The sequence below is a fragment of the Pedobacter sp. 05T44 genome (genome assembly GCF_056395985.1).
Genome location: NZ_JBFTKO010000021.1, coordinates 37,246 through 50,459 on the forward strand (window position 1 = coordinate 37,246; position 13,214 = coordinate 50,459).

General features: G+C 36.0%; 16 protein-coding genes. 13 read left to right on the top strand and 3 right to left on the bottom strand.

All coding sequences use genetic code 11. The annotated features are described in order from the left end of the window. The first annotated feature begins 28 nt into the window (after positions 1-28). The 4 genes from AC1DDK_RS23160 (at position 29) to AC1DDK_RS23175 (ending at position 4,414) form a co-directional block, all read left to right on the top strand. Positions 29-493, top strand: coding sequence for a response regulator (locus AC1DDK_RS23160; RefSeq protein WP_172659821.1), 465 nt, complete (start codon positions 29-31; stop codon positions 491-493). 193 nt (positions 494-686) lie between these two features. Continuing rightward, a complete protein-coding gene (locus tag AC1DDK_RS23165) occupies positions 687-1,157 on the top strand; it encodes a response regulator (protein ID WP_172659822.1) in 471 nt (156 codons plus the stop codon). A gap of 19 nt (positions 1,158-1,176) precedes the next feature. Then, a complete protein-coding gene (locus AC1DDK_RS23170) occupies positions 1,177-3,396 on the top strand; it encodes a T9SS type B sorting domain-containing protein (protein ID WP_477634092.1) in 2,220 nt (739 codons plus the stop codon). 1 nt (position 3,397) lies between these two features. After that, positions 3,398-4,414, top strand: a complete 1,017-nt coding sequence (locus tag AC1DDK_RS23175) for a PorP/SprF family type IX secretion system membrane protein (RefSeq protein ID WP_172659824.1) — start codon at positions 3,398-3,400, stop codon at positions 4,412-4,414. A gap of 8 nt (positions 4,415-4,422) precedes the next feature. On the opposite strand, the gene rpoN is transcribed toward AC1DDK_RS23175, so the two are convergent. Both rpoN and AC1DDK_RS23185 read right to left on the bottom strand, forming a co-directional pair. Beyond that, positions 4,423-5,895, bottom strand: coding sequence for an RNA polymerase factor sigma-54 (gene rpoN, locus AC1DDK_RS23180; RefSeq protein WP_172660307.1), 1,473 nt, complete (start codon positions 5,893-5,895; stop codon positions 4,423-4,425). A gap of 598 nt (positions 5,896-6,493) precedes the next feature. Further along, the gene (locus AC1DDK_RS23185) at positions 6,494-6,793 is read right to left on the bottom strand and encodes an Lrp/AsnC family transcriptional regulator (protein ID WP_353935603.1); all 300 of its coding nucleotides are present in this window, start codon (positions 6,791-6,793) and stop codon (positions 6,494-6,496) included. 270 nt (positions 6,794-7,063) lie between these two features. On the opposite strand from AC1DDK_RS23185, the gene mscL reads away from it, so the two are divergent. Then, on the top strand, positions 7,064-7,492 hold the full coding sequence (mscL, locus tag AC1DDK_RS23190) for a large conductance mechanosensitive channel protein MscL (protein ID WP_288879021.1): 429 nt from the start codon (positions 7,064-7,066) through the stop codon (positions 7,490-7,492). A 1-nt stretch (position 7,493) separates the two neighbouring features. Here the strand turns inward: mscL and AC1DDK_RS23195 are convergent, their stop codons facing one another. Further along, on the bottom strand, positions 7,494-8,360 hold the full coding sequence (locus AC1DDK_RS23195) for a ChaN family lipoprotein (protein WP_172659827.1): 867 nt from the start codon (positions 8,358-8,360) through the stop codon (positions 7,494-7,496). A gap of 197 nt (positions 8,361-8,557) precedes the next feature. On the opposite strand from AC1DDK_RS23195, the gene AC1DDK_RS23200 reads away from it, so the two are divergent. The 8 genes from AC1DDK_RS23200 (at position 8,558) to tsaB (ending at position 13,130) form a co-directional block, all read left to right on the top strand. Further along, the gene (locus AC1DDK_RS23200; RefSeq protein WP_172659828.1) at positions 8,558-9,331 is read left to right on the top strand and encodes a LiaF transmembrane domain-containing protein; all 774 of its coding nucleotides are present in this window, start codon (positions 8,558-8,560) and stop codon (positions 9,329-9,331) included. A gap of 11 nt (positions 9,332-9,342) precedes the next feature. Beyond that, the gene (locus AC1DDK_RS23205) at positions 9,343-9,714 is read left to right on the top strand and encodes a DUF4288 domain-containing protein (protein ID WP_172659829.1); all 372 of its coding nucleotides are present in this window, start codon (positions 9,343-9,345) and stop codon (positions 9,712-9,714) included. Continuing rightward, the gene (locus tag AC1DDK_RS23210; RefSeq protein ID WP_246269427.1) at positions 9,704-10,765 is read left to right on the top strand and encodes a sensor histidine kinase; all 1,062 of its coding nucleotides are present in this window, start codon (positions 9,704-9,706) and stop codon (positions 10,763-10,765) included. The genes AC1DDK_RS23205 and AC1DDK_RS23210 overlap by 11 nt, the downstream gene beginning before the upstream one ends. Beyond that, a complete protein-coding gene (locus tag AC1DDK_RS23215; RefSeq protein ID WP_337716579.1) occupies positions 10,743-11,483 on the top strand; it encodes a LytR/AlgR family response regulator transcription factor in 741 nt (246 codons plus the stop codon). Before AC1DDK_RS23210 ends, AC1DDK_RS23215 begins: the two co-directional genes overlap by 23 nt. An 88-nt stretch (positions 11,484-11,571) precedes the next feature. Beyond that, positions 11,572-11,730 carry a 50S ribosomal protein L34 gene (gene rpmH / locus AC1DDK_RS23220; RefSeq protein WP_055133745.1) on the top strand — a complete coding sequence of 53 codons (159 nt, stop codon included), beginning with the start codon at positions 11,572-11,574 and terminating at the stop codon, positions 11,728-11,730. A 64-nt stretch (positions 11,731-11,794) separates the two neighbouring features. Beyond that, complete coding sequence (gene rnpA, locus AC1DDK_RS23225) at positions 11,795-12,208, top strand: ribonuclease P protein component (protein WP_288879022.1); 414 nt, start codon at positions 11,795-11,797, stop codon at positions 12,206-12,208. Continuing rightward, positions 12,195-12,425: a membrane protein insertion efficiency factor YidD gene (yidD, locus tag AC1DDK_RS23230; protein WP_172659832.1), complete on the top strand. Its 231-nt coding sequence runs from the start codon at positions 12,195-12,197 to the stop codon at positions 12,423-12,425. Before rnpA ends, yidD begins: the two co-directional genes overlap by 14 nt. 21 nt (positions 12,426-12,446) lie before the next feature. Beyond that, complete coding sequence (gene tsaB, locus AC1DDK_RS23235) at positions 12,447-13,130, top strand: tRNA (adenosine(37)-N6)-threonylcarbamoyltransferase complex dimerization subunit type 1 TsaB (RefSeq protein WP_172659833.1); 684 nt, start codon at positions 12,447-12,449, stop codon at positions 13,128-13,130. Positions 13,131-13,214: the final 84 nt, after the last annotated feature.

The window sequence follows — 13,214 nt, forward strand, 5'->3', positions numbered from 1 at the left end:
AAACAATTTTGCATGGTTTTTTAGTTTTATGGATAGGCAAATAATAAGTGTATTGTATGTTGATGATGAAATACATAATCTAAACGCCTTTAAAGCTTCTTTTAGAAGGGTTTTCAATGTGCATACAGCAGAGTCTGCTGCTGAAGCAGTGCAAATATTGAAACAAGAACATATTAATATCATACTTACCGATCAGCGCATGCCTGTTACCACAGGTATAGAATTCTTAGAATCAATCATTGATGAATATCCTGATCCAATTAGAATACTTCTTACTGGATATGCTGATATAAATGCAGTTATTGATGCAATCAATAAAGGGCAGGTTTATCTATATATTGCTAAGCCATGGCAAGAAGAGGAACTCCGATCAGCTCTGGAAAAAGCTTTTGAAGTATATTCTTTAAGGGAGAGAAATAAAGAATTAAATGAGGAACTTTTACTTGTTAACGAACAATTAGAGTTTATGTTGAGACAGAAGTTATTGTCTTAAGTTATAGCTTTTGAGCCCTCAAATAAGATCTGAATAGTTCAGTTTGATTTGTCTGAAAAATCAGGCACTTGGAGTTTAAGTCAAACAATTATTTAAAATAATTAAAACTTGTACTAGAAAATAACTTTTAAGCTAAATAACTTCATTAAAACTTATTAAATCGATATATTTAACAAAAAACATTTCAGAGAATATGAGCAGCGGTGCCTCAATAAACGTTTTGTATGTAGATGATGAACTTCATAACCTGAACTCTTTTAAAGCCGGGTTTAGGAGGTTATTTAATATTTTCACTGCTGAGTCTGCGTTAGAAGGAAGAAAAATTCTTGAGGCAGAGAATATTCATGTTATTATTACAGATCAAAGAATGCCAGTTATGACTGGCATCGAATTTTTGGAATCTATTATACCTGATTTTCCTGATCCGATAAGGATTCTTCTGACAGGGTACGCAGATATAAATGCCGTTATTGACGCAATAAATAGAGGACAGGTTTATAAATATATTCAAAAACCCTGGATGGATGAAGATTTGAGGATCAATATAGAAAAAGCCTTTGAAATATATTCTTTAAGAAAAGAGAACAGGGAACTTACCCAGCAACTGATATTAGCAAATAAGCAACTAGAATTTTTGCTAAGGCAAAATAATTTGCTGCCTTAAATGTAAGAGCCGATCAATTATGAGAATCTGGAGAATAACTTTACTAACATTAATTCATCTCTCCTTTTTCTTAAGTATTCAGGCACAAAATATATCCAATGAAGGCACTGATTTTTGGTCAGTATTTCCTACACATGATCCCGCATTTTACCTGGGGCTCCCAAAGCTCGCCAACAATACCATTTATGTGTCTTCAAAAAATAATTCAGAAGTAACAGTTACCTGTGGGGCTTGGAGTCAAACTAAGAAAATTATGGCCAACGTTGTTGAACCATTTCTTATTCCGAGAGCCGATGCATACGTCGATTTAAAAGACATAAATACCGTTAAAGTTCAAAAGGGAATACATATAACGGTCACAGCCGGCATGCCCAAAGTAGCCGTGTATTCACATATCTATGCGGGCAGGCGTTCTTCAGCATCTCTGATCCTTCCAACAGACGCGCTTGGACAACAGTATTTTTCAATGAATTATACTCAAAATGGCAATATAAACGATGGAGCAGGCAGAAATTACTTGGCAATTGTTGCAACTGAGCCAAATACAAAAATAATAATACATACAAGAGAGGGGAAAAGATCAGTTTCCTTTAATAATGCAGGAGAGGTTTATGAATATATGCCGCCTGACCAGCGAGATTTAACCGGTACAATTGTTGAAATAGATCCACTTTCTCCTGACAACTGTAATAAACGATTTGCTGTTTTTTCTGGAAATACTTCAGTTTCTATTGGTAAGGGTAGTCCAGATGAAGATTCCAGAGACCCGCTATATCAGCAGTTATATCCGCCAACAAGCTGGGGTAAAAACTATAGTGTAGTTCCATTTAAAGATAGAAAATTCTTGTTAAGAATATTAGCGCAAGAAGATAACACCCGGGTAGACTTTAATGGTGGTACATTTATATTGAATAAAGGACAATTTTACGAGAGCCCTTCGTTGCTAATGGAATCATTGTTCATTAAGGCGAATAAGAAGATAAGTGTAGCACAATATTCTTTAAGTCAAATCTGGTCATCTGCAACAAATCTTGAAATGTTGAGCGATCCTGATATGGTATTGCTTAATCCGATAGAATTTAATGTTAAGGCTATCACACTATTCTCATCTACAAAAGAGCGCATCTCTGAGCGCTATATTAACGTGAGTATGAAAACCTCAGTAACATCAACTTTTAAAATTGATGGAGCCGCTCCGGAAAATGGCACATGGTCAGTAATACCATCCAATCCTGAGTATTCATGCATACAGATAAGAATTAGTAATGTAAGTTCAACATTGACCGCCAACGATGGATTTAATGCTATTGCTTACGGCTTTGGCGAAAAAGAATCTTATTCGTATTCTGCTGGAACAAACCTAGCGGCCGACAATTATCTTTTGATTCATAATCAGTTAACCAATACGGATTCAAAAAATGCTTGTGTTGGTCAAAAATCAAATTTTAAAATTGTGTTACCCTATAAGGCGCTAAGCATAACGTGGGATTTAGAGGGGTATTCTCCAATAGATTACACACCAGAACCTCAAATAATACCTACTCCAGATGGTSCTTCCTATGCATACTTATACAACAGGGATTTCATCTTTGATGAGTTAGGGAAATTGAAAATGCAGATCACGGCTGTAAGACCAAATGAAAATAATTGTTTAAGTGCTGAAATCGAATATGATTTTGACTTTGATATAAATCCCGTTCCTACGCCCATTATAAGTCTGGATCCAGAGGGGTTTGTAGATTCCTTGATTAGTTTTACAGATCTAAGCAATTCTAACTTAACAGATAAACCCCTGAATAAGTGGTTGTGGGACTTCGGCGATGATCAGGTATCAACAGCACAGAATCCAACTCATATCTATCGAAAACCTGGTGATTTTACCGTTAGGTTTTTTACAGGAAGAGATGACGGATGCATGTCTGAAGTGATTACAAAAGTTATACGTATCCGGACTAAAATAAATTATGATTCAACGGATATATGTCCTCCAAATGCTTTTAGTCCTAATGATGATAAAATAAATGATACCTGGATTATTGATGCTATTGAAACTTACCCTGATGTTACAGTAGAGGTTTTTACTCGTTACGGAGCGCGAATTTTTTTTAGCAGCGGGTATAGTGTACCTTTCGATGGAAAATTTAAAGGTGAAGCCTTGCCTGTGGGAACTTATTATTATATTATCGATCCAAACAATGGCACAAAAAGAGTAACAGGAGCTTTAACATTATTGAAATAACGTGAGAAAAAATATATACCTTATTCTGGCACTTGTATCACTAAATGTTGTGGCATTAGCGCAACAAAGGCCTCAGTATACCCAGTATATTTTTAACAATTACCTGTTGAATCCGGCCATTAGTGGTATTGAAAACTATACCGACATAAAAGTTGGTTATAGAAAACAGTGGGTTGGTATAAATGATGCACCTCAAACTTCATTTGTTTCAGTGAACTGGAAGCTTGGCGATGATTATTTATGGAGAAATCCGCTATCCTTGCCTGATAAGGGAGACAACCCGATGAGCAGGAATTATATGCAAAATTATACTGCTTCACCTTCACACCACGGGATGGGAATAATCGCCGTATTGGATGAAGTTGGGCCAATATCGAGATTAGATGCCAATATTACATATGCCTATCACCTGCAAATGGCCAATCAGTTAAATCTTTCGGTGGGTGTTGCTGCCGGATTAACAAGGATAGGGTTCGATTCGGGCTCATTGCAGTTTCATGATGGAGAAATAGAACCAGCAACCAGGAATGCCATTGAAAGTCAGGTTAAGCCAGATTTGGGGCTTGGAATTTGGTTATATGGAGCCAGATTTTTTGCAGGTGCATCGGCGCAGCAAATCTTATCTCAGAAGTTAAAATTTGTGAATGATCCTGGATTCAATCTTGGAAAGGAAGTTCCGCACTTTTTTGTTACCACCGGATATAGATTTTTTGTCTCAGAAGAGATATCTGCAACTCCTTCTGTGATGTTCAAAAAAGTAAGCCCTACACCGGTATCAATAGATGTAAATATGAAACTGTCCTTTAAAGACCGATTTTGGATAGGGGGGAGTTATCGTAAAGACGACTCATTTGCCGCATTGGCCGGGGTGAATATTAGCAAACTGATTAACCTTACCTATTCTTACGATTTTGTTACTTCGGATCTGAATCGTGTTACGAATGGAAGCCACGAAATTGTTTTAGGATTCCAACTCAATAATGTGTACGAAGTGTTTAGCACCACAAAAATGTGGTAAATCAAATATTAAAGCTCTTTTCTAAGGCGGGCCACAGGAATATTCATTTGTTCCCTATATTTAGCTACAGTTCTGCGGGCAATATTGTATCCTCTGTCTTTTAGTATCTCTGTGAGCTTTTCATCTGCAAGTGGTTTGCGTTTATCCTCATTGCCGATGCAGTCTTCAAGGATTTTCTTAACTTCTTTATTAGAAACCTCTTCACCACTTTCTGTTTGTATGGCTTCAGAAAAGAACGATTTCAATAGAAAAGTACCAAATTCGGTTTGAACATATTTAGAATTAGCAACCCTCGAAACCGTAGAGATATCCATATCTATTTTATCTGCAATATCTTTTAAGATCATTGGGCGCATTTTACGCTCATCTCCGGTAAGAAGGTATTCGTATTGATATTGCATAATAGCATTCATGGTTTTAAGCAAAGTCTGCTGCCTTTGCTTAATGGCATCGATGAACCATTTTGCCGAGTCCAGTTTTTGTTTTACAAATTGAACCGCTTCCTTCATCTTTTTATCTTTCTGGGCTGCTTTATCGTAATGATCAAACATGTCAATATAGGAGCGGCTAACCCTTAATTCCGGTGCATTCTTTGAATTGAGCGTAAGAATTAAGATACCATCATTATTTGATACATGAAAATCGGGAATTACCTGTAATTGTTTTGTTGTTACCTGATTAGAATCGCCAGGCTTAGGGTTGAGCCGTAATATTTCGGCAATAATCTCCTTAAGATCTTCACTGCTTAAACCTAAAGATTTTTCAAGTTTATCGTAATGCTTTTTGGTAAACTCGTCAAGATAATTTTCAACAATTTCAATAGCCTTTAAAATAATTGGGTTACTAGGGTCTTTCCGTTTCAACTGAAGGGTTAAGCACTCCTGCAAATCTCTGGCCGCAATACCCGGAGGATCAAATGCCTGAATAACCTTAAGCATTTCAAAAACATCTTCTTCTTCAACCATTACATTTTGAGAGAATGCAAGGTCATCAATCATTGAAGTAATTGGGCGTCGTAAATAACCGTCGTCATCCAGGCTTCCTATAATTTGTTTACCAATAATAAAGTCCTGATCTGATAAAGGAACAAGATCCAGTTGTTCCTGAAGGCTTTCAAAAAAGGTACTTTCAATCGCAATTGGAGTTTCCTTTTTCTCTTCATCGTCATCATTGTTATTGTACGATGTACTGTAATCATTTACACTATCGTCCTGCAAATAGTCATCTACATTAAATTCATCAACACTTTCTTCCTTTGCTCCGGCATCAAAATCATCCGGTGCATCATTTAAATCATCATACTCACTTTTAGGTTCTTCTGCAATCATTAGACTTGGATCTTCCAATGCAGGATTTTCTTCCAATTCTTCTTTAATACGTGTATCTAAAGCAACGGTTGGTACCTGCAGCAATTTTATAAACTGAATTTGCTGAGGCGATAATTTTTGAAGGAGTTTTTGTTGTAAATGTTGTTTAAGCATAGAGTAAGTGGCCCGGTAATTTAATATACCTGTTTCAAAAATACGCATTTCGTTTATATAATAGCAATTGCCACAATTATATTATAGAAAATACCTGATAAACAGAGCGAAATATATCAACCGTTTTTAGCGAAATATTTCATCGACATTACAAATATCTATTCCCCTTTGACGATGATTTTATATGAATGTTTCTTTATGATTAATGTAATTAATTTTAATGATAATTTGGTGCAAAAATACGTTGAAAAGGTTTTGAAATAGCTAGAAAAAGGGTTATGCGTGAATAAAAATTGGGTGGTCCAGGTCATTCAGCCCTCGTACCACTCCGGTTCTGTTTTTGTTCGGCTCTGGTCGAACGAGGTCCGAACAAGGTACCTATTAAAGTGCTGCAAAAACCGACTATATTACAGGCCCCAGTCAGCGCCCTTTCCAAATCTGAAACTAAACCAAAATTCATCCAATTTTTGGTAATCAATTGTATGGATTTACGATCAATTGATTTCATACGATTAAATATATTATAAATAAGAATATAATGCAACATTGTATTCTTATTTATAATACTTACTATCTCAAAATTTGTACTTAAAACAAATCACGAAAGTTTGAGCGCCGCTTCACGCTTATGTTCCGCTAATACATAATAAGTGAAAGTTTTTCCCACCATAGCCATTGCTTTAAGTTTTGTTTCAAAAAAAACATAAAAACTCTTAGAGCAGGTGGTCGCAACTTTAAGATGAAAATCATATTGTCCGGCGATCTGAGAACATTCCATTACCTCTTCGAAAGTGTTTATTTGCTGAAAGAAATTGTAAGCTGCCAGTGATGAATGGTCATTGAGTCTAACAAGTATATACGCCAATTCAATCTTATGGAGTTTTGTGTAATCGAGCAATAGTACAGATGCTTTTACAAAACCTCCCTTTTTAATAGTTTGATTCTTTCATGTGTCGCTGATTCCGATTTATGAATTTTATGAGCTATTTGCTTTATTGGCGGAGCCATGGTGGATGTCTGTCATAGGGGTGCCAATAACAGGTTAAATTTAGGCTAGAAAATGGCTTGGCCTGGATGGGCGGCCGTTTTTTTTTKAATTTCTTCAAAAACAATTCTTTGATATCTATGTTTAATTTTCTAATTTTAGATAAAACAAAACTAAACTATTATGGGGTTTGTAAAAGAATTTAAAGAGTTTGCCATCAAAGGCAGCGTGATGGATCTCGCAGTCGGTGTAATTATCGGTGGTGCTTTTGGTAAGATCATAGACAGTGTTGTTAATGACCTTATCATGCCGTTAATTTCAACAATAGTCGGCTCGGTTGATTTTAGTAATATGTATGTAGTACTAAAAGGAACTGTTTCCGAAGGAATGGCACTTGTTGATGCAAGAAAAGTTCCTGGGGCTGTTGTTTTTGCTTACGGTAATTTCATTACAGTAGCTATTAACTTCCTATTACTTGCATTAGCGGTATTTATGCTTGTAAAAGGGATTAATTCAATGAAACGCAAACAAGAGGCAGTTGCAGCCGCACCTGCAGGTCCTACTAAAGAAGAAGTTCTACTTACTGAAATCAGAGATTTACTGAAAAAGTAAATTAAAAGCTCTTTTTGACACCTGGGTCGGTTATAATAATATAATCACCCAGGTGTTTGTGTTTTTCCCATTCAGGGTTGTTAAAATCTGCCGAAGGGAAACACGACAAATTCGAAATGGTAAGTTTCTTCGAAGTACTTTTTAATTTTGCAAGCGTACCCAATCTTTCGTCACTATGAAAGCGGCCATTGAGCTGTAATATCTTTGTACCCTTATGTTTCTTTATATATCTGACAATAGACCAAGCCATTGTAGCATCCCAAAAATTCTGAGTCTGGTATATTTTCATGCTACCCATATTATGGCCGCCAAGTTCTTTTATAAATTTATTGTAATAGCTTCCGGTTGCTGTGTCTATAGGTAGTGGGGGTAAATAAGCTTTCGACTCTTTAGGAAGGGTATTTAAAACATTGAGCCCTGATTTACTAACCATATTGCTATATCTTGCAGCTCCATTAGCTCCAATTACATCTATTTTGTTGGCTTTTGCATATTCAATAAGGGGGCTGTAGTCCTTATAGTTGTTCCATGCCCTAGCTTCTTTCGTGAAATTTTTTTCAGAGATATAACCTCCTAGATATTCATTTATCACAGGCTGTACATCGGTATGAAACATTTCCATAGAAAGAGCAGTTTTGGGGTATGCAAGATGGATCTGTTTAAGAATTTCAAGCTCCAATGTGTGACCTACAGAATCATTGTGCTCTTCACCAAAAAATAAAACATCTGTTTTGTTTAGATTTTGGATCAATTCATTTACAGAGATAACTTTTCGATTTTTAACATCATAAATTTTATACTGCCGCGAAGTTTGCGCTAAAATAAATAAGGGCAGGCATATGCAAATAATAGTAAGGAGATGTTTCATGTGTCAAAAGTAAGGGATATTTTCACCGATTAAAAATGCACGTTTACCGATCTTTGGCGTAGATATAAATCATTAATGTTGGCTAATGGGATGGTTCTATATACATTTGATCTAGTACATTATATTAAAAGTTAAATAGAGCATAAAATTCATAAAGATTTTAATAGACTTTATTGAATTATATAAAATATACAGAAATGGAAAAATTTACGAACAACAACAGTTCTAGCAGATTATGGAGTGGGTTGATAATATTAGGTGTAGGTCTGGTGTTCTTTTTAAGGAATTTTGGCATCGATATTCCTCATTGGGTTATCAGCTGGCATACCTTGTTGATTGTAATCGGCTTGCTGGTTGGTTATAAGAGGAACTTTAACGGTGGTGGATGGATGATAATGGTGTTGGTAGGAGGGTTTTTTACACTTGAAGACATTGGAGAATTTGACTTGTCCAAATACTATTTTGCTATTGCATTTATTATTCTTGGTTTGTACATGATTTTTAAACCCAAAAGAACTGAATGGGATAAAGAGAGGTGGAGAAAAAGATGGAATAAAAGACATCCACGTTTCAGAAACTTTGATGAAGCTGTGAATACAGATGAAACGAAAGAATATAGCGATATAGATAAAGATGATATTCTTGATTCCGTGAATGTGTTTGGAGGCAGCCATCAAAATGTATTCTCAAAGAATTTTAAAGGAGGGGATGTGATCGCGATTTTTGGTGGCTCGGATATCAACTTAACGCAAGCTGATTTTGAAGGCACAATAATTCTGGAGGTGGTTGCAATATTTGGAGGATTAAAGATCGTGATTCCACCAAGTTGGGAAGTGAAATCTGAAGTTACCGCCATTTTTGGTGGTATGGATGATAAGAGAGCAATGGGTCAGGTGATAGACGGGCCAAGAAAAATAATAATTATTAAGGGGGTGGCATTATTTGGCGGGGTGGATATTAGAAACTTTTAAAACCCTATGTTATGAAATGGTTTTTAGTAAGGTATATTTATGAAATAGTTTGCGGTGAGGGTAGTTACAAACCGCAGTTTGATGAACAATTAAGATTAATGCTAGCATTAAATAGTGCAGAAGCACTTTTAAAAGCAGAAGAAACAGCCAATAGTTTTCATCCGCCATTTAATAACTGTAGTGGCGAACTGGTAACCTGGAGATTTATTTGCATTGCTGATCTGCATGAAATTCAAACACCTGATGATGGTGCTGAAATAGCATCAATAATGCATGAACCAATTGATGTCTCTGCTTTTTTAGATCAGATAGAAAAGAGACAGGCCTTTTTAAAAGAACATATACAACTTACAACTACAGAATTAGATTGTTTTGACAACTAGACCTCTATCAGTTCCACAGATCCAGAAGTTTGCCCTTGTTATATTTTTAGCCTGGGTAGCAATTTTTGTGTTCCTGTTTTATTATACACTGAATTTTACGCTGCCTGTTTCTGTTGCTGACAGTTTAATAACAAATGGGCTATTGGCTATAGCATGTATTATTCTGAGTAATTTATTAGGTTATTACCAACCTAAAAATGAAACGATATTGTTTATACTAGTGTTAACTCTAATGCTGGCTCTGATCATCACTTTTGCAAGTAAGTTTGCACTAAACTTTTTGTTTGTAGATAACCTTACTTACCAAAGTTTTTTAAACTTGTCTTTATTGGTTCGCTTTATTATTGTATTTATATTTTTAGCCTGGTGTGCTTTAGCAAATATATTATGGTACAGACTGGAAGAACAGTCTGCCACCCAGCAAAGATTGCTCACGGCTCAGAACTTATCAAAGGAAGCAGAATTAAATAAGCTAAGGCATCAGCTGCAGCCACATTTTTTGTTTAATAGCTTGAACTCTGTATATGCCCTTACTATAGTAAATCCTAAAGAGGCAGGCACCATGATCACTAAGCTTGCCGCCTTTTTAAGAGGTACATTAAAACGTGATGATGAGGTTTGGGTTAGCGTAGGAGAAGAGATGGAATATATCCAGCTTTATCTTGATATTGAAAAAGTAAGATTTAGCCACAGATTGAATATTGATATTAATATCGACGAGGATACGTTGAATCTGTATTTGCCAGGTACATTGTTACAGCCGATAGTAGAAAATGCAATAAAATTCGGCCTTTACAATACCTCGGCTGCAATTACAATCTCAATGCAAGTAAAGGTTGAAAATAATGTCCTGGTGATTATGGTACAAAATCCTTATGATCCTGAAATGAAGGCGGCTGGCGGAACTGGTTTTGGTTTGTCTGCTATTAAAAGAAGGCTATATTTGTTGTTCGCTGATGAAAAATTGCTGAAAACAAAGGCTACAGAAGATAATTTATTTATAACAACGCTTAAAATACCTCAGGCAAATGATAAGAACAATACTAATTGATGATGAACCCTTAGCCAGGGATATTGTGAAACATTATCTGAGCGACTTTCCAAATATTGAGGTGTTGGCAGAATGCAATGATGGGTTTGAAGGTATTAAAGCGATCACTCAGCACCAGCCTGATTTTATTTTTCTGGACATACAAATGCCAAAAATTAATGGTTTTGAGATGTTGGAATTAGTAGAGAAACCGCCTGCGGTAATATTTACCACGGCATTTGATGAGTATGCAATTAAGGCGTTTGAAGTTAATGCGGTCGATTATCTATTAAAACCTATTGAAAAGAGCAGGTTTGATCTTGCTATGCAGAAACTACCATCAAGGTTGAATAACAATAGTGATGAATCAACCAGAGAATTATTAGATTCTGCAGCGCTTAGTCCAACACAAAATAATAGGGTTGTAGTTAAAAAGAATGGGGTAATTAAAATTATTGCCGTTTCTGATATTCACTACCTGGAGGCAGATGATGATTATGTGAAAATGAGTACCGTTGAGGGGATATTTCATAAGAATAAAACAATGAGCTTTTTTGAACAAACTTTGGACTCCGCTCAATTCATTAGGATACATCGTTCATATATTATAAATTTGGCGCAGGTTACTAAGATCGAGCTGAAAGAAAAGGATAGTTATATTGTTCTTTTAAAATCGGATATATGGCTGCCAGTGAGTAAAACAGGGTATGTGAAGTTGAAAGCTGCACTAGGCTTATAGAAAATTCTAATTCTATTTGCAATTAGAAAAAAATCGCACTATATTTGCACCTCTTAATTAAAAAAATAGTCTAAGATATAATACAGTTATGAAAAGAACATTCCAACCTTCGCAAAGAAAGAGAAGAAACAAGCATGGCTTCCGCGAAAGAATGGCTACAGCAAACGGTAGAAGAGTATTAGCTTCACGTCGTGCAAAAGGAAGAAAAAGATTATCAGTTTCTGACGAACGTCGTCATAAAGCATAATTTTTGATTGCAGCACGTTTAGGTGTTAGCAGATCAGGACATCTGCAAAGTTGCGATCAAAAACATGAACACATTTAACAAAGAAGAACGGTTATGTAGCAGGAAGTTAATTGACTTGCTATTTAAGAACGGTTCTTCTTTTTTATTATACCCCTTTCGTGTATCTTATTTATACGTAGATACAGCGCACAAATATCCTGTGCAGGTTGTAATTAATGTTTCTAAAAAACGCTTTAAAAGGGCAGTAGATAGAAACTTGATTAAACGCCGCACCCGTGAGGTTTATCGCCTTGAAAAACAATCACAGCTTTACACATCTCTTGTCGGTTCTAATGAGCTATTGTTGCTTTCTGTGCAGTTTATTGGCAAGCAGATTTACGATTATTCATTTTTTGAGAAAAAAATGTCCGGAGTTTTTAAAAAATTAGTTGCAGCCGTTGGGACCAATGAAATGAAAAAAGCTGATGGGGATAATTAAAAAGCTAATTGGCTGGTTTTTTTTAGGCTTGATAAAGCTTTACCAATGGTTATTGTCTCCATTGCTTGGAGCAAGTTGCAGATATACGCCTACTTGTTCTCAATATGGTATTGAGGCTATTAAAAAGCATGGTCCGTTTAAAGGAGGCTGGTTAACTTTGAAACGTATTGGCCGGTGCCATCCTTGGGGTGGTCATGGCCATGATCCTGTTCCGTAATGATATTTTTAATTTAAACTGATGGCTACTATACTTCAAATTGAAACCGCTACACAAGTCTGTTCTGCTGCAATAGCACATGATGGTAAGACCATAGCTTTAAAAGAGCTAATGGCAAATAATATTCATGCCGGTAGCTTAACTTTGTTTATAAAGGAGGCTATGGATTCTACAGGATTGCAATTTGAGGATCTTGATGCTGTAGCAGTAAGTATGGGGCCAGGTTCTTATACAGGATTGCGTATTGGCGTTTCTACAGCAAAAGGACTGTGCTTTGCTCTTGATAAGCCATTAATTGCAATTCCTACTCTTCAAATGATGGCACAAGGATTTATGCTTCAAAATCCTGATTACGATGGACTGATTTGCGCAATGATTGATGCCAGAAGGATGGAGGTATTTACTTCTGTTTATGATAATAATCTTAGAACCGTGACTCCGGTTGTGGCTAAGATAATAGATGATCAGAGCTTTGCCGAGGATCTAAATGATAATGTAATAACTTTTATTGGCAACGGTGCCGCTAAGTGCGTTGGTGTGCTGAAGCAGGAAAATGCAAAATTTTCGGAACTGAATTTTAACTCAGCATCTTACATGAGTAAACTTGCTCATGATGCCTATGCGTGCTCCAGATTTGAAGATGTTGCTTATTTCGAGCCCTTTTACTTAAAGGATTTTGTCTTAACTACACCTAAAAAAAAGTAAGACAGTTGTTCTGATATTTTGGTATTAGAACAATAGATTCTTCCAGGTCATTATCCTTCCGTGTCATCTTGAACATCGTGAGAG